A 19836-nucleotide genomic window follows, 5' to 3' on the forward strand; every position below is an offset into this window, starting at 1 on the left:
GCCCCGGGGCGCGGCAGCGAGGCTTCGCCGCACAGCCGGCGGCTTTGACCCAGCAGCAAAAGGCAGTCTATTGGGCCGCCTGTCCGGGAGGATCAGGCCCGGCGCCAAGGAAGCCGCGATATCTGGTTCCGCGGTACCCATGACTCTCGTGGTTCAGCAACTGGCCGCCCTGCTTAAAGGCGGGCGGACGCCCGCCCGCCTCTGGGACGAACTGTGGTTTCTGTATGGATCTGCCACGGGACCCGGGGTCGCGGTCTTGACTGGGGCCGGTTATGGTTCCGGGGCTCCATCCTTGTCAGCGCCCGGGCGCTTGCATGGAGAAACGGGAGGGCTGCCGGCCAGTGGCCTGAGCGGTGGGTCAGCCGCGGTGCTTGCTGCAGCCCGTGCGGCCGCCAGCACCGGGACTCCGGTTTCGGACGCCATCCGCCGCTCCTTGCCTGCAGCCTTCCCGCGGCGCGGCAGGGAACTCCGGATCTGGTCGGAACTGGCCGCATGCTTTGACATCGCAGAAGCCAGCGGCTGCCCCTTGGCTGACGTACTCACCAGGTTCGCTTCGCAGCTCGAAGTGGAGGACGACGCCGACGCAGCCCGCCAGACAGCACTGGCAGGACCCAAGGCCACAGTCAGCCTGTTGACCTGGCTTCCGCTCATGGGGCTGGGCCTGGGAATGGCCCTGGGTGTGGACCCGCTGGCCATCCTGCTGGGCACTCCGCTGGGGCTCGCGGCACTTGCCGCCGGGATTGCCCTGACCGTAGCGGGCAGGGTGTGGTCCGCAAAACTGGTGGCAGCGGCCGCCGGCGCGGGAGTGCCATGACCGAAAATGCTGTTTTGGCAATTGTGCTCTTCCTTGCCATGGCCGCGGCATCGTGGCTCCTGTGTCCTGGCAAAGGCAACCCACGGAAGAGGCTCATAAACCTGCCATCGGCTGCCCTGCGCGGTCCGGCAACCGCTCCGCCGGGTGAGGATGGACGGCCGCGGAACAGAGCTGGTCCCGATGGCCTGCGGGACACCGCCATGATGCTCGAACTTGTGGCCGCCATGCTGGACGCCGGGTCCGGCATTGGGCGTTCCCTCGAACTCGTGTCGGCCTCTGCCTCCACCCAGTACAGGGATTCCCTCCGGCCGGTTGTTTCAGCGCTCGCTATTGGAGCGGATTGGGAAACTGCGTGGCGCAGCTCGGCTGTCCGGCTTCCCGAGATCCTGGAGCTGCGGGACGCGCTGGGGTTCGCAGCACTCACAGGTGCGCCGTCCTCCGCCATTCTCTATGCGCAGGCTGCCAGGCTCCGCCGCGAACGGTTTCGTGCTGCTGAAAAGCGGGCGGCCTCGCTGGGCGTGAAGCTGGTGGTCCCACTGGGCCTGTGTTCGCTTCCGGCCTTCATTTGCCTGGGCGTCGTGCCCGTCCTGCTTGCCCTGGTGCCGTCCGGATCCTAGCCGGAACACGGGTGCCGGCCGGAGTCGAAAGACACGCTCTTTCCCTCCACAGCGGGGATCAGGACTGACTTTTCCACTTACCCCAGCTCGAGGCTTACCGCCCGTAGCCGGGCCCGGAAGAGTCGAAGCAGCCGGCAACCCTGCCGGCCTACAGAAAGGTAACAGCCCATGTCCATCAACCAGGACCGCCACTACGCTGCCGGAGCTGCAGCACTCGCAGCATCCCGATCAAACACCAGGCGGCGCTTAGCCGGCGGCCGTTCCACGTATGCCCAACAGGCCGGCATCGGAGCCCTGCCGGCCAACGTTGTGGAGCTCTACCCTCAAGCAACTGTCCCGCGTCAACGTTCGGGCGTGCGCCGGCTGATGGGGTCGGAAGCAGGCATGGCCACCGCTGAGTACGCCATCGCGACTCTCGCAGCCGTTGGCTTCGCCGGGCTCCTGGTCTTCATCCTTCGCAGCGAGGAAGTACGGGGCTTCCTGCTGAACCTGATCCGCACGGCACTGGCACTGCCTTGACCTGTGCACCGGACGTGTTGCCCCTCCGGCTGCCTCCGGCTCCAGACAGCCGGAGACGTCCCTGGCCAGATTCGGGTGCGGTTGGGCACTGCAGGCCAAGACATCACTGCCGTTGCAAGAGCGGCCGCCACGCTTTTGGGTCCGGCGGGGCAGTCACCGCGGAGTTTGCCGTAACCCTGCCTGCCGTCATCCTGTTGCTGGCCATGCTCCTCGCGGGCGCCGCGGCCGGTGTTACCCAGCTGCGCCTGGAAGAGGGAGCACGGGCCGGCGCCCGGGCGTTGGCCCGCGGTGACGATTCCGCCGCGGTGGAAAGGATCGTCAGGACCCTCTCCGGGGCGTCAGCCTCCGCCGTTGTCACAGCAGACGGGGAGTGGCTGAGCGTGACGGTCACGGACCGGGTAGACGGCCCACTGGGGGCGTCGATTCCCTGGACGCTCACTGCCCGTGCTTCGACCCGCAATGAAACGGCAACTGCAAGTGAGCGCCGGCCGAACCACGGGAGCGCCCATGGCGGCGGGGCCGCCGGTCAGCTGCATCTGCGGCTGGCTGTTGGTGCCGGGAGAGGCGCCGGATGAGGTCATTCAGCACACAGGCGAAGGACCTTGTGGACAGACGGGAACGCGGGTCCGGGACCGTCCTGGCCGCAGGACTGGCCCTGGTGGTGATGATGGCCATGGCGCTGCTGCTGCTCCTTGCGCAGTCGGCCGTGATGGCCAGCAGGGCAGCCTCCGCCGCTGATCTTGCTGCGCTCGCCGGGGCCGACGCCTTGCGGGGCATCACGGACGGGGAACCATGCACGGTGGCTGCCGAGGTAGCTGCCCGGCATGCTTCCTCTGTGCTTAGCTGCTTGGAGGGGGAGGGTCACACGCTTGAGGTTCGCACCGAGCTGACGGAGAGGACCATCCTTGGTGCAGCAACCGGCCATGCCCGGGCGGGACCTCCTCCATAGCCCGCAACCTGCCCTCGTCGCCCGGCTTCCCCTCGTCGACCGGCTTCCCCTCGGCTGTTGACGAGTGTTTGACCTGGCGCGTAGCGACCGTCAGCGCTGGACGTCCACGCTCATCGCGCTGGCGTCGGTGGCGTCCTTGAGCAGGACATCGAGCAGGGTGACCGCCGCCGCCTTGTCCAGTGGGTTGTTTTTGTTCCCGCATTTGGGTGACTGGACGCAGGAGGGGCAGCCGGATTCGCACTCGCAGGCCTTGATGGCGTCCCGCGTCGCGACCAGCCACACCTTCGCCTTGTCGAAACCCCGTTCGGCAAAGCCGGCCCCGCCGGGGTGCCCGTCATACACAAAAATGGTGGGCACTCCGGTGTCGGCATGCAGGGCAGTGGATACACCGCCAATATCCCACCGGTCACTGGAGGCCACCAGGGGAAGCAATCCGATTGCTGCGTGTTCCGCCGCATGCAGGGCGCCCGGGAACTGGGCCTCGATCAGCCCGGCAGCAGTAAGGGACCGGTTATCCACCACGAACCACACGGCCTTGGTGAACAGCTCCCTGGCGCCAAGATCGAGCGGTTCCTCGCCGAGGATCTCGTTGGAAATCAGGGCTTTGCGTTGAAAGGAGACCACCTGCGTGGTGACCTTGACGTCGCCGAAGTGCAGGGAAACGTCACCCCACGTGGCTGTGCGCTGCGTTTCCAGTACCTCGATCTGCGTCACATCCCGGGCCGTGGTGTAGTAGTCGGGATTGGCGCGGCGTACCACCACACAATGGTCGTCCTCGTTGAGATCCTCCACCACGTAGCTGTCGCCCTGGTGAATATAGACGGCACCCGTGTGCGCCTGGTAGTGGGTCTGGGGGGAGTCCATTGTTCCCAGCAGGGAACCAGTATCGGCATCGACAATGCTTACCGGCCCGCCCCCGTCGGCCCTCAGGTTGACCATTGCGGCGGCACTCTGGGAATGGGTCCAGAACCAGCCGGCAGGGCGGCGGCGAAGGTAGCCTTGGGCCACCAGTCGGTCCAGGAGCATTTCCGCCGTGCTCCCGAACAACTCAAGTTCACCGACTCCCAGGGGGAGTTCGGCTGCCGCCGCGCAGAGATGCGGGCCGAGCACATAGGGGTTTGACGGGTCGAAGACAGTAGCTTCCACCGAGACGTCGAAGATCGCTTCGGGATGGTTCACCAGGAACGTGTCCAGCGGATCGTCACTGGCAACAAACGCCGCGATGGCGTCCTGCCCCGCCCGGCCCGCCCGCCCAATCTGCTGGAAAAGCGAAGCACGGGTACCCGGCCAGCCGGCCACCAGGACAGCGTCCAGCCCGGAGATGTCAATCCCCAGCTCCAGCGCGGAGGTGCTCGAAACACCCAGGAGCCGGCCAGAGCGCAGGGCTTTCTCCACCGCCCGGCGTTCCTCGGGAAGATAGCCGGAACGGTAGGCAGCCACACGCTGCGGAAGGCTTGGATCAACCTCGTCCAGGAGGCGTTTGGTGATGGAGGAGATGGTCTCCGCGCCGCGCCGGGACTTGATGAAGGCTATGGTGCGGACTTGGGCTGACACCAGGTTCGCGAGCAGGTCCGCGGTTTCGGCGACAGCGGTGCGCCGCTCCCTGGCACCGTTCTCACCCTTGAGTTCGGTCAAGGCAGGTTCCCAGAACGCCACGGTAGTGGCACCGTGCGGCGAGCCATCCTCCGACACCGCCTTGACCGGGGCCCCGATCAGGCGGGCGAAGGAGACCTCGGGCTCGGAAGCGGTTGCTGAGGCCGCGACGAACACAGGCTCGGGGAAAGCGGTGCCGGCACCGTAGTACGCGCAGATCCGGCGCAGGCGCCGCATGAGGTTCGCGACATGCGAGCCGAAAACACCCCGGTAGCTGTGCGCTTCGTCGATGATCACGTAGCGGAGGCGGCGGAAGAATCCTGCCCACCAGGCGTGGTTGGGAAGGATGCCAAAGTGGAGCATGTCCGGGTTGGCCAGGATGAAATTGGCGTGATCGCGGATCCAGCGCCGGGACGCCGGGTCGGTGTCGCCGTCGTAGGTTTCCGCCCGGACGGTAGGCAGTTTGAGGGCCCTGATGGCGTTCAGCTGGTCGGCCGCGAGGGCCTTGGTGGGGGACAGGTACAGGGTGACCGCGCCGTCGTCGTGAATCTTTCCTGGATCGGCAACAACCCGAAGTTCAGAGCGATGGATGGCGTCCAGTGCCGGCAACTGATAGGCGAGCGATTTCCCGGAGGCGGTACCGGTGGCAACCACAACGTGTTCCCCGCCGTGGGCGATGTTCGCTGCTTCAACCTGGTGGCGGTAGGGCTCGTGGACGCCGAGCGAGCCATAGGCGGCGACGAGATCGGGGTGAACCCAATCGGGCCATGGCTCACGGACCGCCTCTCGGGCGGGGATGGTGCGGACATGACGCAGCTGTTCCGGGTCCGGGCCGCGGCCCAGCAGGGGAATCAGGGAGTCATGGGGGTTCACCCCAATATTCTTTCACCCCGCACCAGGCCGGCAGGCCCGGTTCGCCCTCGGGGTAACCCGGACAAGGCGGTCCCGGGAGTCGGGCTAGCTCAGCGACAGATCGGATCCATCATGGGATGCCGAAAGCATCAGCACGCGTGAGACCGTGGTCCAGCCCAGGTGGGAATAGAGCTTCTGGCCGTCCAGGGATGCCAGCAGAAGGCCGCTGTGGACGTCATGTTCAAAAGCCTGCGCCGCCAGTGCCCGCATGATGAAGCTGCCCAAGCCGCGACGCTGGAAAGCCGCTTCGGTGATGATTTTGTCGAACACTGCTGTTTCGCCCACCACAAAAACGCGGCCACTGGCAGCCACAGCCTCCCCGGACCGGACAACCGCGTAGTGCACGCCGTCCTGTGAGGAGGTTGTCAGTGCCAGGTCATCGTCCGAAAGCCAGGGATCCTCGGCGTCCTGGGTTTCCATGTCCACAATCATCATGGCCTGGGAGTCGGAGGTGACGTTCAGCCCATGCTGCCGGGCCAGGTCCGAATACCGGGCGAGGTCGTTCGTCAGGATGGTCAGGACCCTGGCCGGCACTTCCGCCGTCTTTGCCGCCAGGGCCGCAAACTCCTCGTCCGTGGGCTCGGACGCGAAGAACTCCCATTCCCCGGTGGTGTCAGCCCGGAGTGCGGCGGGGAAACGGCCTTCCGAGGATGTCCGGTATCCGCGACAGCCTGCCCAACCGGCCACCCATACTTCGAGAAGGCCAGTGATGTCGTTAACCATGGTTTCCGGGCTCATGGGATGAGACTATTCCAGCCCGGTCACAAGCAACAGGGGTTGGCCCGGCTGAAGCCCGGTGCTTATGCAATTGTGATCCGTCGGGACGCCGCACCCCCCGCACGTATGCCGGACGACCCGCCCAACGCCCCGCTGACGACCGGCCGAACGCCCGTCAGACGCAGAGCACTCGGCAGGCAGGCTCCCGGAATTGAAGCCGGTACCCTTAAATACGTGGCTTTGAACCGAATCGTGCTCTTTTACGGCTTTACCCCCATCGCAGATCCTGATGCGGTGCGGCTTTGGCAGCGTGCCCTGTGCGAGAAGCTCGGACTCACCGGCCGCATCCTGATTTCCAAGGACGGCATCAACGCCACCGTGGGCGGCAAGATCGGCGCTGTCAAGCAGTACGTCAAGACCACCCGTGAGTACAAGGGGTTCCACGGGATCGACGTTAAGTGGTCCGACGGCGGCGCCGAGGATTTCCCGCGGCTGAGCGTCAAGGTGCGCGATGAGATTGTCTCCTTCGGCGCGCCCGGTGAACTCAAGGTGGACGCCAACGGCGTGGTGGGCGGGGGTACCCACCTCAAGCCCGAAGAACTGCACGAACTGGTTGACGCCAAGAAGCAGGGTGGCGAAGAGGTCGTCTTTTTTGATGGCAGGAATGCCTTCGAGGCCCAGATCGGCCGTTTCAAGGACGCCATCGTCCCCGACGTTGCCACCACCCACGACTTCATCAAGGAGCTTGAGTCCGGCAAGTACGACTCCCTCAAGGACAAACCCGTGGTCACCTACTGCACCGGCGGCATCCGCTGCGAGGTGCTTTCCAGCCTGATGGTCAACCGCGGCTTCAAAGAGGTTTACCAGCTGGACGGCGGCATCGTCCGGTACGGCGAAACGTTCAAGGACCAGGGCCTGTGGGAAGGCTCGCTGTACGTGTTCGACAAGCGCATGCACCTCGAGTTCAGCGAGGACGCCAAAACCATCGGACAATGCACCCGCTGTGCGGCGCCCACCAGCAAGTTCGAGAACTGCTCCAACCCCAGCTGCCGCACCCTCACCCTGTACTGTGCCGAGTGCGCCTCCAGCCCGGAAACCCTGCGATGCCCTGAAGGCTGCGCGGCATAGGACACCGCCTGCGCGGCTGGCCACAGCGGCTGCGAGCCCAAAGCGTGCAGGTGAGCGTCACAGCCGCCGCAGGCGATAGGCGTAGTTGGCAGAAGTCCTGGCCTCCACTGTGATGCTCAAGGCTGTCTCGGAGGAGAGATAGATGACGTTTTCACGGTTGACCCCGCACCGCAGCCCCAGCTCCACCAAGGTAAGTGAATCGCTCCGGACCGTGAAAGTCACCCGCCGCTGGCTTCGGCATGTGAGGGCCAGCGCGTAGGTGCCGGTTCCCATTACGGCAGTGGTTTCGGTCCGCACCTCGCCCATGGCCAGCAGTCCGGCTGCGGCATGGACCACCGGGTGCCCGGTATCGGGCAGGGTCCGGGCCATCCACGCTTCAAGCTCTGCCTCGCTGACCGGCTCGCGCTGCAACGGATCCCTGGTGAACACCGGCGCAGGGGCCACCGTTTCGGCAGCCTCGGCAGCGTCGCCCCAGTTCCGGCCGTCGTCGTACGTGTATTCACAGCCGCTGAGCGCCGGCCCTGCCGCCAGCACAAGGCCGATGACGACGGCGGCCACTGGGCTCCGCGTCAGCGGCGCCCGGGCTGTCCGCCCCGGGGAAGGCGCGGAGGTGGTCCGCACACTGGGCATAGTCCGACTTTAAGCCCGCGCGCCCCTGCGGGCCATACCTATTCGGAGGGCGTCAGGTGATAGGCGTAGATCAGGGGTGCGTCCACGCTGGAGGTGCTGATTTCGAGGGTCCCCGACCGCGGCAGCGCGATCCTGGTGATCTCCCTGCTTCCGTTGCAGGCCGCTCCGGCGTCCACCACAGCTTCCCCGTCCAATGACACCGCAAAAAAGGCCTTGCCCCCGCCCTCGCACGTCGCCGTCAGGGTGTAGCGGCCGGCAGGGACGTCACCCGCCTCCTGAACAATGCGGTCCCGGTTGAGGATCTTTCCTGCGTCCTCGATCAGGGTGCCGGGGGCCGTTGGCAGGGCAGTGGCGCGCCATCCGGGAACGTCAGCGTTCTCGATCGAGACCACGGGCGAACACCCCGCCAGGGCCGCCGCCGCCACCCCGGCAAGTGCCCACGCAGTAAGGCGGAAGTGCCGTGGCTTGGCAGGCTGTTTCCGGGCGCGCAAAAGGATGGAAGGCGGTGTTGGCATACCTCCACGCTACCCCGTCTACGGCCCATCCAGGTTTCCGCAGCCGGCGCCGGACTAAACTTGAGCGGTGCCTGAATCCCCATACGAGTTCACCGCCGGCAACATCCCCGACGCTCCACGCAGCGACCTCCCCGAGCTCCTGGCGGCCCTTGCCGCGGACCTTCGCCAGGTGGATTACACGCTCGACGGCGTCGCAGGGCTCCTCGGCGAATCGGCCTACGCCGCACTGAACCGCGACCAGATCATCCCCGCCCTACTGGCTGTCGAGCGCGCGGAACGGCGGGACGACCGTGCCAAGGCGCTCGCCGCCGTCGTCCGCCTCTGGTTGCTTGCCGAGCCGCAGCACAGCGAAACGCTCGACTCCGCCCTGCCGGGCATCCGTGCCGGGGGCCTGCAGAAGCTGGGGCTGGTGGAGCCTGTTTCCGAGGGGTTCCTCTTGGCAGCAAAAGCAGACCTGCGGCCCTACGGCTGGGACGCAAATGAGGACGGCAGCGGCGGCGCCGAGCTCTGGGTGGCCAGCGACCTTGCGGCGCATCAGCAGGAGGGGGTACTCCGGCACGACCACGTCCTCGGTATCGGCCAGGCCTCCACCACCCTGGTGCAGACAACGTCCCGCCGCCACACCAAGCGTGCGCTGGACCTGGGAACGGGGTGCGGCATCCAGGCCTTCCATCTGCTGCACCACTGCGAGCACGTTACGGCCACGGACATTTCAGAACGGGCCCTGGCCTTTACACGGTTCAACATCCTCCTTAACGCCGAGGCGCTGTCCGTGGACCCGGCCCGGCTGGCGGACCGGGTGAGCCTGCGCCTTGGCTCGCTCCTGGAGCCCGTCGCCGGTGAGGAATTTGGCCTGGTGGTTTCCAACCCGCCCTTCGTCATCACTCCGCGGAGTGCGGGGGAGGAGTCGTCCGGGCAGTTTACGTACCGCGACGGCGGCCTCCCGGGCGATGAGATTGTGGCAGCCCTCGTGGCCGGGCTGCCCGCTGTGCTGGCTCCCGGCGGTACTGCACAAATGCTGGGCAACTGGGAGGTGCCGGCCGGGACTGCCTGGCAGGAGCGGCCGCAGGGGTGGGTGCCCGGGGGCACGGACGCCTGGTTCATCCAGCGGGAGATGGTGGGCCCGGAGGAGTACGCCGAAACATGGCTGCGCGACGCGTCCGAAAGCCGGGACCGGCAACACTACCGTGACGCCTACGCGGCCTATCTCGATGACTTCGAGTCCCGGAACGTGGCGGGGATCGGCTTCGGGATGGTGCTGCTGCGCCGGCCCCTGTCCCCGGGACAAGCCGCGTTCAAAAGGTTCGAGGAAATCACCTACCCCATTGAGCAGCCGATCGGCCCCCATCTCGGGGCGGCCCTGGAACGCCAGGACTGGCTGGCAGCGAACAATATCAGCGACGCGCACCTGCTGGTGGCCGACGACGTCACCGAGGAACGGCACCAGCGTCCCGGCGCCGAACACCCCGGTGTGATCCTGCTCCGCCAGGGCGCAGGCCTCCGCCGGACCAACCTGCTCAGCACTGAACTTGCCGGCTTTATTTCCGCCTGCGACGGCGACCTCTCGGCCGGCCAGATTGCCGGCGCACTGGAGGCGCTGCTGGGCGGCGGTGCTGCCGGGGAAGAGGGGTTTAACGCCGGCTCGTTCCGGAGCGGTTTGCTCGCCGATGTGGCCAACCTGGTCCGGGACGGCTTCCTGATCCCGGCCACGGACTGAGGCGCGGAAAGCAGTCCGCAGAACCCCCGTCTTTTCCACATGGATGCGCACAATTCTTCAAAATATGGTGAACTAGGCCAGTATGGGCGCATCTGCCCGAGAAACCTTTTTCTGTAGGAGCACCGTGCCAAGCAAGGCCAAAACCGGCAAGAAACTCGTGATTGTGGAGTCTCCGGCCAAGAGCAAGACCATCGCCAAGTACTTGGGCGAGGGCTTCATCGTAGAGGCTTCCATTGGTCACATCCGCGACCTGCCGCAGCCGTCCGAACTCCCTGCCGAACTGAAGAAAACCTCGGTAGGCAAGTTCGCCGTCGACATTGACCACGACTTCAAGCCCTACTACGTGGTGTCCGCGGACAAAAAGAAAAAGGTGACCGAGCTCAAGGCTGCGCTCAAGGACGCCGACGAACTTTATCTCGCAACCGATGGGGACCGCGAGGGCGAGGCCATCGCGTGGCACCTGCTGGAAGTGCTCAAGCCCAAGGTCCCGGTGTACCGGATGACCTTCGGCGAAATCACGAAGGAAGCCATCCAGCGCGCCATGGGCAACCTGCGCGATGTTGATTCGGCGCTCGTGGATGCCCAGGAAACCCGCCGTGTCCTGGACCGCCTGTACGGTTACGAAATTTCCCCGGTGCTGTGGCGCAAGGTGGCCCGCGGCCTGTCCGCCGGCCGTGTGCAGTCCGTGGTCACCCGCATGGTGGTTGACCGCGAACGGGAACGCATGGCCTTCAAGGCCGCCTCCTACTGGGACCTCACCGGGCAGTTCGGTGCCGACGCCGGTTCCTTCAAGGCCAAGCTGGCCGCCGTGGACGGTGCCAAGGTGGCCAGCGGCCGCGACTTCAACGACGACGGCGTGCTTACGTCCAGGAATGTTGCCCACCTTAATGAGGAGTTGGCGACGTCCCTGTCGGCGGGGCTGCAGAACGCGGACTTCCGCGTCCGCTCCGTTGACACCAAGCCGTACACCCGCCGCCCGGCCGCGCCCTTCACCACCTCTACCCTGCAGCAGGAAGCGGGCCGCAAACTGCGGTTCTCCTCCAAGAGCACCATGCAGGTGGCCCAGCGGCTGTACGAAAACGGCTACATCACCTATATGCGTACGGACTCCTCCGCGCTGAGCGATGAAGCCGTGACGGCTGCCCGGCGCCAGGCCTCCGAACTGTACGGTCCCGAGTACATCCCGCAGTCCCCGCGTGTGTACACCGGCAAGGCAGCCAACGCGCAGGAGGCACACGAGGCCATCCGTCCTGCGGGCGACTCCTTCCGCACTCCGGCCCAGGTGGCGAAACAGCTCTCAGGCGACGAATTCCGGCTCTACGAATTGATCTGGAAGCGGACCGTCGCCTCCCAGATGGCAGACGCCAAGGGCTCGACGGCGACTATCCGCCTGGGTGCGGTTGCCTCCGACGGGCGTGACGCCGAATTCTCCGCGTCCGGTACTGTGATCACTTTTCCCGGCTTCCTTGCAGCTTACGAGGAAGGCAAGGACGAGACCCGCGGCGACGAGGACTCCGACGAAGCCCGCCGCCTCCCCAATGTGGCCAAGGGCGACGCCCTCGCTGCTTCCGAGATCGTCGCGGTGGGCCACGAGACCTCGCCGCCGCCGCGTTACACCGAAGCGTCGCTGACGGCGGAGCTGGAGAAAAAGGGCATCGGCCGGCCGTCTACGTACGCGTCCACCATCTCCACCATCCAGGACCGCGGCTACGTGCGGAAACAAGGCTCTGCCCTGGTTCCGAGCTGGATCGCCTTCTCCGTGATCCGCCTGCTGGAGCAGCACTTTAGCGACTATGTCGACTACGAATTCACGGCAGACATGGAAGGCGACCTGGACAAGATCGCCAACGGCCAGGCCGTCGGCGCCTCCTGGCTTCGGCACTTCTACTTTGGGGAAGACTCCGATCCGGGCCTGCTCAGTATCGTCAACAACCTGGGTGAGATCGACGCGCGGGAAATCAACTCCATTCCCATCACGGACGACATCACGCTCCGGGTTGGCAAGTTCGGCCCGTACCTGGAAAGCTCCGCTGCCACCGTCGACCCGAAGACTGGGGAGATCGTGGAATCGGCGCGTGCCAACGTGCCGGAGGACCTGGCACCGGATGAACTGACGGCCGCCAAAGCCATTGAGCTTATGGAAACGGCTGCTCCGGAGGAACGCGTCCTGGGCACGGATCCGCACACGGGACACACCATCGTTGCCAAGAACGGCCGCTACGGCGCCTATGTCACCGAGATCATCCCCGAGATGACCGAGGAACAGATCGCCAACCAGCCGGTGGAGTACTACAAGAACGGCAAGCCCAAGCCGCCCAAGAAGCCGGTGAAGGCCAAGCCTCGGACGGGTTCGCTCTTCAAGTCCATGACAGTGGAGTCCGTAACCCTCGACGAGGCGCTGCAGCTGATGAGCCTGCCCCGCGTGCTCGGGGAGGACGCCGAAGGCAACCTCATCACGGTGCAGAACGGCCGGTTTGGCCCGTACCTGAAGAAGGGGACGGACTCCCGGTCGATTGGCTCCGAAGAGGAAATCTTCACCATCACGCTGGAGCAGGCGCTGGAAATCTATTCCCAGCCCAAGCAGCGCGGCGCCCGTGCGGCCGTGCCGCCGCTGGCCGAGTTCGGCCCGGACCCGGTGTCGGAGAAGAACATTGTGGTGAAGGAAGGCCGCTTCGGCCCCTACATCACTGACGGCATCACCAACATCACCGTCCCGCGGGCTACCTCCCTGGAGGAACTCACACGGGAACAGGCGGTTGAGCTCCTCGCCGAGAAGCGGGCCAAGGGTCCGGTCAAGCGCACTGCCACCGCCCGCAAGGCTCCGGCCAAGAAAAAGGCCACGGCAAAGAAGTAGCTGCGAATTGCGGTGCACGGCACAACGTGGTCGAGTAGGTACATGACTGAACAGCCCGGCATCGCCGACCAGACTCCGCTGAATGACCTCGAGGAGAAGCTCGCCAAGGGCGGACAGCCTGATGCCAGTCCCGTGGACGTCATCCTGTCCTTCCTGAACAGCGAGGTCTACATCATCAGCTCGGACGGCATCGAGGGCGAGGACTCCCAGGTGGAGCCGCTGGTCCTGGCCAACGCCGACGGCGACCCTGTCCTGGCGGTGTTCTCGCACCCCAGCCGGGTTGACCAGCAGTACCTGGAGGCAGCTCCCAACGTCCTGGGCACCCAGGGTGCAGCGATTATCGCGAACATTGGCGATGAGCTGGGCATGGTCATCAACCCGGGCGCGGCCTACGGCTTCGAGATCAACCCCGAAGGCGTCGCCAACATCAAGCGCGACTTCAAGCGTGCCGATGACCTTCCCGATGACGCCCCGGCCGGTCCCACCGAAAACTGACGTCCTCCCCGGCCTGCGTGTGGAAGTCCGCATCAATGACGTGCCAGTTGGATTGGAAGGACCGGGCCGGGGAATAATGGCAGCATGCGGCTAGGCGTCCTCGATATCGGGTCCAATACTGTCCACCTCCTCCTGGTGGATGCCCACCCCGGCGCGCGGCCGGTGCCCTTTGCATCGCACAAGCGGCCGTTGTCCCTGGTCCAGTACCTGGAGCCGGACGGCAGCATCAGTGACGCCGGGCAGCACGAGCTCACGGAATTCGTGCTGGAAGCCTGGGAGTTCGCGGCGCGGCACAAGGCCGAGGACCTCCTTGCCTTCTGTACCTCCGCCATCCGCGAGGCCACCAACGGCCCCGAAGTCCTGGCCCGGGTCAAGCACGAAACCACCGTCACACTGCAGGAACTCACCGGAAGCGAAGAAGCGTCCATGACCTTCTTTGCCGTCCGGCGCTGGCACGGCTGGGGTGCCGGTCCCATCCTGAACCTGGACATCGGCGGCGGATCGTTCGAGATGGCCTTTGGCCAAGACGAACTGCCGGAGGTCGCCACGTCGGTCCCGCTGGGAGCCAGCCGGCTCACCCGCGACTGGCTGGCCGAGGACCCGCCCTCAGCCAGGAGCGTCAAGGAATTGCGGCGCTATATCCGTGCCACACTCAAGCCCGCGGTACGTGAGTTCGACGGGCTGGGCCGGGCCAACGTCGTCGCAGGAACCTCCAAAACCTTTCGGTCCCTCGCCCGGATCGCCGGTGCCGCTCCCAGCGCCGCAGGGCCCTACGTCAAGCGCGAGCTGCACGGGTCGGATCTCGGGGTCTGGGCGCAGCGTATCTCGGCCATGAAAGCCGAAGACCGGCTCCACCTGCCGGGCGTTTCAGAAGCGCGGGCGCACCAGCTCCTTGCCGGGGCGCTCGTGGCGGAGGCAGCTTTGGAGCTCTTCAAGTTCAAGAAAATCAAGATCTGCCCGTGGGCGCTCCGAGAGGGGCTGATCCTCCGCCGCCTCGACCAGCTGGTGTTCTCCGGGCCGCTGGAGCCTGCTCCCCACGTTGCACCGGAGGCTATCGAAGCTGCCGTCTGAAGGTCCGCGCCGGGATCCCAAAACGGCGATTAAAAGCGGAAGCACCGGCGGCCGCAACAGGAAAATGGGGGAAAACCTGTTCCGTACGCCGGTGCCCTGGCAGACATCCCCATGCCTGCCGCATCACTCGCACCCTCAATGAGGTAATAACCACTGTAGGGATCCCACTTGTGAGGAAGCTGCGTCAAACATGTGAGCAACCTGTGAACCTGTTTCGGCCAGTTCCCGTTCAGGGAATGTTTGCTCACTGATTTCTGCGCCGGGAGGACCAAACTGCAATGATGGAGCCATGAGCAACCGAATCGCATTCCTTGGCTGTGGGTCCATGAACGAAGCTATCCTCGGCGGACTGCTGGAGGCCGGGACGGATCCGGCTGACATCGTGGCCACCGTACGGCGTGCGGAGCGGGCCGCGGAACTCGCCGAGCGCCATCACGGCATCACCGCGATCGCCGGTGAGGAAGAGCCGGACAACAACAAGCAGGCAACCAAGGGATCGGGCGTCGTGATCCTGGGGGTGAAGCCGGCTGGCATCACCGACCTCGCCCGTGAGATCAGCGGCTCTTTGGCGCGTGACACCGTGGTGGTGAGTGTGGCGGCCGCTGTCTCCATCGCCCAACTTGAGGCTGCCCTGCCCGCCGGCCAGCCGGTGATCCGCAGCATGCCCAACACTCCGGCCAAGCTGGGACGCGGTGTTGTCTCGGTCTCGCCGGGAACCAACTGCACCCCGGAACAGCTGCAGAAGGTCAAGGACATCCTGAAGGGCGCTGGGACCGTTGTTGAGGTACCGGAAGAACAGGTGGACGCCCTCTCGGCCATCAGCGGCTCGGGCCCCGCTTACGCCTTCTATCTTGCTGAGGCCATGGCGGCCGCGGGCGAGGAGCTGGGGCTGGACGCCGAGCTGTCCCTGCTCCTGGCGCGTGAAACGGTAGCTGGCGCCGGGTTTATGCTTGCCGAACCCGGAGCCAGTCCCTCGGCGTTGCGCAAAGCCGTCACCAGCCCCAACGGCACCACGGAACGGGCCATCGCCACCTTCGATGAGCGGGGCATTCCGTCCATCATTGCCGCCGGAGCCCGGGCAGCAGCGGACAGGGCAGCGGAGATCACCCGGCAGTTGGGCTGATATGGGCCCACGGCCGCACGGTTCCCTGGCCGGGCTTGCGGGGTTAGGGTGCGGTTGGGGACTAAGGCCGGGCGGCGAAGCGTTCCAGCAGGTCCACGTGTCCGGACACGATCAGCATATCTCTGGAGGACACCTTCGTCTCCGGCCGGGCGTAGGTGAAGTCCTCACCGGGTGACTTGACGCCCACAATCGTTACGCCGTACTTGGACCGGACCTTGGATTCGTCAAGGGTGAACCCCACCGTTTCTCGCGGCGGGTACATCTTCACGATGGCGAAATCGTCGTCGAACTCGATGAAGTCCAGCATGCGCCCGGACACCAGGTGGGCGGCCCGGACCCCAGCGTCTGCCTCCGGGTAAATCACGTGGTTGGCGCCGATGCGGGTGAGGATCTTGCCGTGCGAGGGCGTAATCGCCTTCACCCACAGATGCTCTATGCCAAGATCCACCAGGTTCACGGTGATCAGCACCGAGGACTCGATGGACGTGCCAACTCCTACGACGGCGGAGCTGAACTCCTGCGCGCCCAGCTGGCGGAGTGCGTCGATGTTGGTGGCATCGGCCTCGACAACGTGCGTCAGGAGGGGCGCCCACTTCTGCACGAGGGTCCGGTCCCGTTCGATCGCGAGCACTTCCCGGCCCTGCTTGACCAGCTGCTCGGCGGTGGAGGAACCGAAGCGGCCAAGCCCGATGACCAGCACCGGGGCGTTGTGTGCGGGCCGCCGGGGGGCGTCTGGGGAACTAGCCAATGATGGGCCTCTCTTCGGGGTAGTGGTACAGCTGACTGCGCTGGCGCAGGGCCAGGGCGGCGGCGAGGGTCACGGTGCCCACACGGCCGGCAAACATCAGGGCGCTAAGGACATAAACGCCCGACGGCGGCAGCTCGGCACTGAGGTTGGTGCTGAGCCCGACCGTGGCGAAAGCCGAGATGGTTTCGAACAGCACCCGGTCCAGCGAAGCACCGCTGATGTGAAGCAGGAGAAATGCGGACACGGACACCAGGGTGGCGCCGGCGACAATCACAGAAATAGCCACCCTCATGCTGCCCTGGGGGATGGTCCTGCCGTAGACCTTGACGTCGGCGTCGCCCCTCGCCTCGGCGATGATCGCCAGGAACATCACGGCGATGGTTGTCACTTTGATGCCGCCCGCCGTCGAGGCCGACCCGCCGCCGGCGAACATCAGCGCGTCGGTCAGGAGCATGGTGGTGGACTCCATCTGGTTCTGGTCCACCAGGTTGAATCCGCCGGACCGCGTCATCACGGAGGCGAAAAGTGCATGCGTGATCTTGTCCCCGAATTCCATCCCCCCGATCGTGCGGGAGTTATCCCACTCCATCAGTCCCCACAGGAACGTGCCGGCCACCAGCAGGATCAGGGAAACCTGGATGGTGAGCTTGGTGTGCAGGTTCCACTTTTTCCAGTTCAGCCCGTTTTGCTGCAGGACCATCACCACGGGAAAACCCAGGCTGCCCAGGAAGACGCCCAGCATCAGGGGGATGAGGATCCAGAGGTCCGTCTCATAGGGCACGATGCCGTCCGAGTGCGGGGTGAAGCCGGCGTTGTTAAAGGACGAGATGGCGTAGAAGATGCCGTGCCAGACGGATTGCCAGAATGGCTCACCCAAAGTGAGGAACCGCGGGATAAGGGCCAGCGCAAGGATTCCTTCGATGACCACCGACGTAGTGATGACGATCCGCAGCAGGGTACCCACCTCGCCCAGCCGGCCTGCGTTGTTCATCGATTCCGCTGCGATGATTTTTCCGCGGACACCGAGGCGTTTGCTGACCATCAGGGCCAGCAATGACGCCAGCGTCAGGGTGCCGAGGCCGCCGATGAAGATGCCGATGAGGATGACGAGCTGGCCGAAGAAGGACCAGTGCACCGCCGTCGAAACGACTGTCAGCCCGGTAACGCAGACTGCGGAGACGGCCGTGAACAGCGCCTGGTGGGGCGGTGTGACAGTACCGGTGGCGGAGGAGATGGGCAGGGACAGGAGAAGCGTGAACACGAGGCACACGCCGGCGAACGCACTCAGCGCCAGCCGGGCGGGGGAGGTATTGGCAATCTCATCGATGAAGTCGCGGAGCCGCGTCAGAACCCAGAGGCCCTCCCGCTCCTGCGCGGGATGCCAGCTGGCCGGGTTTCGGGGCCTCGACTGGCTTTGCGTCATGTGTGGCTTTTCCTCGGTCGAATCTGCTTCCCTCAGTAGTAAACCACTTATGCCGGCGTAATGGCCGGGCTGGAAGGGGTGCGGGCTCGGGTAGCCTGTGATTGATGACATATCTGCCCGGTCTGAGCCAGCCCGCGCCGCCGACGACGGTGGTGTGGGGCACTGACATGACCGCATACAACTTCGGTCCGGGCCACCCCATGGCGCCCGAACGGATGGACCTTACGGCGCGCCTGGCCCGAAGCCTGGGACTCTTCGACCTCGACCACCTTGCCATCGCAGAGCCCGGCGTCGCCACCGACGCCGAGCTGGAGTCAGTCCATTCGGCTGACTTCGTGGCTGCAGTCCGCAGAGTCAGTGAAGATCCGTTTGCGGCCGACGAAGCCCGCGGCCTGGGAACCGAAGACGATCCTGCCTTCGCCGGTATGCATGAAGCCGCCGCGAGGCTGGCCGGCGGGTCCCTGCTGGCCGCCTCCAGGATCCTGGACGGATCGGCGCTGCACGCGGTGAACTTCGGCGGCGGCATGCACCATGCCTCACGTTCCAAAGCCAGCGGGTTCTGCATCTACAACGACGCCGCGCTGGCCGTGCAGAAACTGCTCGACGGCGGCATCCGCAAAGTAGCGTACATCGACGTCGACGCCCACCATGGGGACGGGACGGAGAGTATCTTCTGGGACGATCCGCGCGTGCTCACCGTATCCCTGCACGAAAGTGGCCTCACCCTGTTCCCCGGCACCGGGTTCGCCAACGAGATCGGTGGGCCGAAGGCCGAGGGAAGTGCCGTCAACCTCGCACTGCCCTCCGGGACGGGTGACGCCGGCTGGTTGCGGGCGTTCCACGCGGTGGTGCCGCAACTGGTGGCAGCCTTCCAGCCCGAAGTGATCGTCAGCCAGCACGGCTGTGACTCGCACCGGACCGATCCGCTCACGCACCTCAACCTCAGCATCGACGGGCAACGGGAGGCGGCCACCGCCGTCGGGAATCTCGCTTCCCGGTATTGCGACAACCGCTGGATTGCCACGGGCGGCGGCGGGTACAACGTGCTTCACGTGGTCCCGCGGTCCTGGAGCCACCTGATTGCCATCGCCGCGGGGAGGCCGGTGCCGCTGCGGACCGCGGTCCCGGAAGACTGGCGGCGGTACGTCGAGGAGAAATTCGGGTCCGCGGCGCCGGGACTGATGGGCGACGACGTGGAGCTCTGGTGGCGGTCCTGGGAAGTGGGGTTCGACCCCAACGATGCAGTGGACCGCACGGTGATGGCCACCCGGAAGGCAGTTTTTCCCCTGCACGGACTGGATCCCTGGTTCGACTGAAGAGGTGTCCTCCGATGGCACCGGGCCGGCGAAATAGTGATGCCTTTCGGGGCATATGTCGCTAGGGTTGAAGGCATGGTGACAGACGACGTATTTGCCGTCATTGCGGAATCGACCCGGCGGGACATCCTGGCCTCCCTTCGTTCCGGAGACAAGGCCGTGGGGGAGCTCGTGGAGGAACTGGCGGCGAGCCAGCCAACTATTTCCAAGCACCTGAAAGTCCTGCGGGAAGCCCAGCTGGTCAGCATGCGGGCGCAGGGCCAAAAGCGCTATTACGCGCTGAACCGCAAGCCGCTGGAGGGCATCGCCAGTTGGCTTGAAACCTTCGACGTCGGCTCTGCGGCTTCCGCTGCCACGTCACCGGCCCCCGTTGCCTCCATTCCGGACGGCGCTTCCGAGGCGCCTCCGGCTCCAGCAAGGCGCGAGGACGTCACAGCGGATGCGGTGGCGGCAGAGGCTGTCTCGGCCGGCGTACTGGCACCCGACGGTGCTGACCTGAGTCCCGCCGTCGTCATTCCCGGCGGAACCGCTGCCCCGCTCAGCGACGACAGCGTGCCCCAGCAGATTGGCCGGACCGTGGGCCGCGCGGCCACCAAGGCGGCAGACCTGCTCGCGAACCTGCCCAACCTGCCGAAGTTCGGCCGGAAGAAATAACCCTGAAACCACGTAAGCAGCCTCCATGTCCAGCAAGGACA

19 protein-coding genes are annotated in these 19836 nt (G+C 65.6%); 13 read left to right on the forward strand and 6 right to left on the reverse strand.

Going from position 1 to position 19836, the window contains the following annotated elements; translation table 11 throughout:
- The first annotated feature begins 139 nt into the window (after positions 1-139).
- The 5 genes from M1D32_RS03930 to M1D32_RS03950 all read left to right on the forward strand — a co-directional run bounded on the left by M1D32_RS03930 (position 140) and on the right by M1D32_RS03950 (position 2899).
- Positions 140-814 carry a hypothetical protein gene (locus M1D32_RS03930; RefSeq protein ID WP_458781036.1) on the forward strand — a complete coding sequence of 225 codons (675 nt, stop codon included), beginning with the start codon at positions 140-142 and terminating at the stop codon, positions 812-814.
- Positions 811-1431, forward strand: a complete 621-nt coding sequence (locus tag M1D32_RS03935; RefSeq protein WP_458781037.1) for a type II secretion system F family protein — start codon at positions 811-813, stop codon at positions 1429-1431. Before M1D32_RS03930 ends, M1D32_RS03935 begins: the two co-directional genes overlap by 4 nt.
- 168 nt (positions 1432-1599) lie before the next feature.
- Positions 1600-1950: a DUF4244 domain-containing protein gene (locus M1D32_RS03940; RefSeq protein ID WP_458781038.1), complete on the forward strand. Its 351-nt coding sequence runs from the start codon at positions 1600-1602 to the stop codon at positions 1948-1950.
- 203 nt (positions 1951-2153) lie between these two features.
- Positions 2154-2525, forward strand: a complete 372-nt coding sequence (locus tag M1D32_RS03945; protein ID WP_458781039.1) for a TadE family type IV pilus minor pilin — start codon at positions 2154-2156, stop codon at positions 2523-2525.
- Complete coding sequence (locus M1D32_RS03950; protein WP_458781040.1) at positions 2522-2899, forward strand: Rv3654c family TadE-like protein; 378 nt, start codon at positions 2522-2524, stop codon at positions 2897-2899. The genes M1D32_RS03945 and M1D32_RS03950 overlap by 4 nt, the downstream gene beginning before the upstream one ends.
- A gap of 90 nt (positions 2900-2989) precedes the next feature.
- On the opposite strand, the gene M1D32_RS03955 is transcribed toward M1D32_RS03950, so the two are convergent.
- Together M1D32_RS03955 and M1D32_RS03960 are read right to left on the reverse strand one after the other, a co-directional pair.
- The gene (locus M1D32_RS03955; protein WP_458781041.1) at positions 2990-5365 is read right to left on the reverse strand and encodes a DEAD/DEAH box helicase; all 2376 of its coding nucleotides are present in this window, start codon (positions 5363-5365) and stop codon (positions 2990-2992) included.
- 84 nt (positions 5366-5449) lie between these two features.
- The gene (locus tag M1D32_RS03960; protein WP_458781042.1) at positions 5450-6142 is read right to left on the reverse strand and encodes a GNAT family N-acetyltransferase; all 693 of its coding nucleotides are present in this window, start codon (positions 6140-6142) and stop codon (positions 5450-5452) included.
- A 213-nt stretch (positions 6143-6355) separates the two neighbouring features.
- On the opposite strand from M1D32_RS03960, the gene trhO reads away from it, so the two are divergent.
- A complete protein-coding gene (gene trhO / locus M1D32_RS03965) occupies positions 6356-7249 on the forward strand; it encodes an oxygen-dependent tRNA uridine(34) hydroxylase TrhO (protein WP_458781043.1) in 894 nt (297 codons plus the stop codon).
- A 57-nt stretch (positions 7250-7306) separates the two neighbouring features.
- Here the strand turns inward: trhO and M1D32_RS03970 are convergent, their stop codons facing one another.
- Entirely contained in the window at positions 7307-7879 is a 573-nt protein-coding gene (locus M1D32_RS03970; RefSeq protein WP_458781044.1) for a hypothetical protein, read from the reverse strand.
- Between the two features lie 38 nt (positions 7880-7917).
- On the reverse strand, positions 7918-8394 hold the full coding sequence (locus M1D32_RS03975) for a hypothetical protein (RefSeq protein ID WP_458781045.1): 477 nt from the start codon (positions 8392-8394) through the stop codon (positions 7918-7920).
- A 67-nt stretch (positions 8395-8461) separates the two neighbouring features.
- Between M1D32_RS03975 and M1D32_RS03980 the strand changes: the two genes are divergently transcribed.
- From M1D32_RS03980 to proC, 5 genes are all read left to right on the forward strand, one after another.
- A complete protein-coding gene (locus M1D32_RS03980) occupies positions 8462-10111 on the forward strand; it encodes a DUF7059 domain-containing protein (protein ID WP_458781046.1) in 1650 nt (549 codons plus the stop codon).
- 124 nt (positions 10112-10235) lie between these two features.
- Positions 10236-12965 carry a type I DNA topoisomerase gene (gene topA / locus M1D32_RS03985; protein WP_458781047.1) on the forward strand — a complete coding sequence of 910 codons (2730 nt, stop codon included), beginning with the start codon at positions 10236-10238 and terminating at the stop codon, positions 12963-12965.
- A gap of 42 nt (positions 12966-13007) precedes the next feature.
- A complete protein-coding gene (locus M1D32_RS03990; RefSeq protein WP_458781048.1) occupies positions 13008-13460 on the forward strand; it encodes an SseB family protein in 453 nt (150 codons plus the stop codon).
- 84 nt (positions 13461-13544) lie between these two features.
- Complete coding sequence (locus M1D32_RS03995) at positions 13545-14531, forward strand: Ppx/GppA phosphatase family protein (RefSeq protein ID WP_458781049.1); 987 nt, start codon at positions 13545-13547, stop codon at positions 14529-14531.
- 289 nt (positions 14532-14820) lie between these two features.
- Complete coding sequence (gene proC / locus M1D32_RS04000; protein WP_458781050.1) at positions 14821-15654, forward strand: pyrroline-5-carboxylate reductase; 834 nt, start codon at positions 14821-14823, stop codon at positions 15652-15654.
- A gap of 61 nt (positions 15655-15715) precedes the next feature.
- Here the strand turns inward: proC and M1D32_RS04005 are convergent, their stop codons facing one another.
- Positions 15716-16354, reverse strand: coding sequence for a potassium channel family protein (locus M1D32_RS04005; protein ID WP_172801511.1), 639 nt, complete (start codon positions 16352-16354; stop codon positions 15716-15718).
- 40 nt (positions 16355-16394) lie between these two features.
- Positions 16395-17825: a TrkH family potassium uptake protein gene (locus M1D32_RS04010; protein WP_458781051.1), complete on the reverse strand. Its 1431-nt coding sequence runs from the start codon at positions 17823-17825 to the stop codon at positions 16395-16397.
- A gap of 104 nt (positions 17826-17929) precedes the next feature.
- Between M1D32_RS04010 and M1D32_RS04015 the strand changes: the two genes are divergently transcribed.
- Together M1D32_RS04015 and M1D32_RS04020 are read left to right on the forward strand one after the other, a co-directional pair.
- Complete coding sequence (locus M1D32_RS04015) at positions 17930-19141, forward strand: acetoin utilization protein AcuC (protein ID WP_458781052.1); 1212 nt, start codon at positions 17930-17932, stop codon at positions 19139-19141.
- A 75-nt stretch (positions 19142-19216) separates the two neighbouring features.
- Positions 19217-19795: an ArsR/SmtB family transcription factor gene (locus M1D32_RS04020; RefSeq protein ID WP_458781053.1), complete on the forward strand. Its 579-nt coding sequence runs from the start codon at positions 19217-19219 to the stop codon at positions 19793-19795.
- Positions 19796-19836 lie beyond the last annotated feature (41 nt).

The sequence above is a fragment of the Arthrobacter sp. D3-16 genome (genome assembly GCF_054408515.1).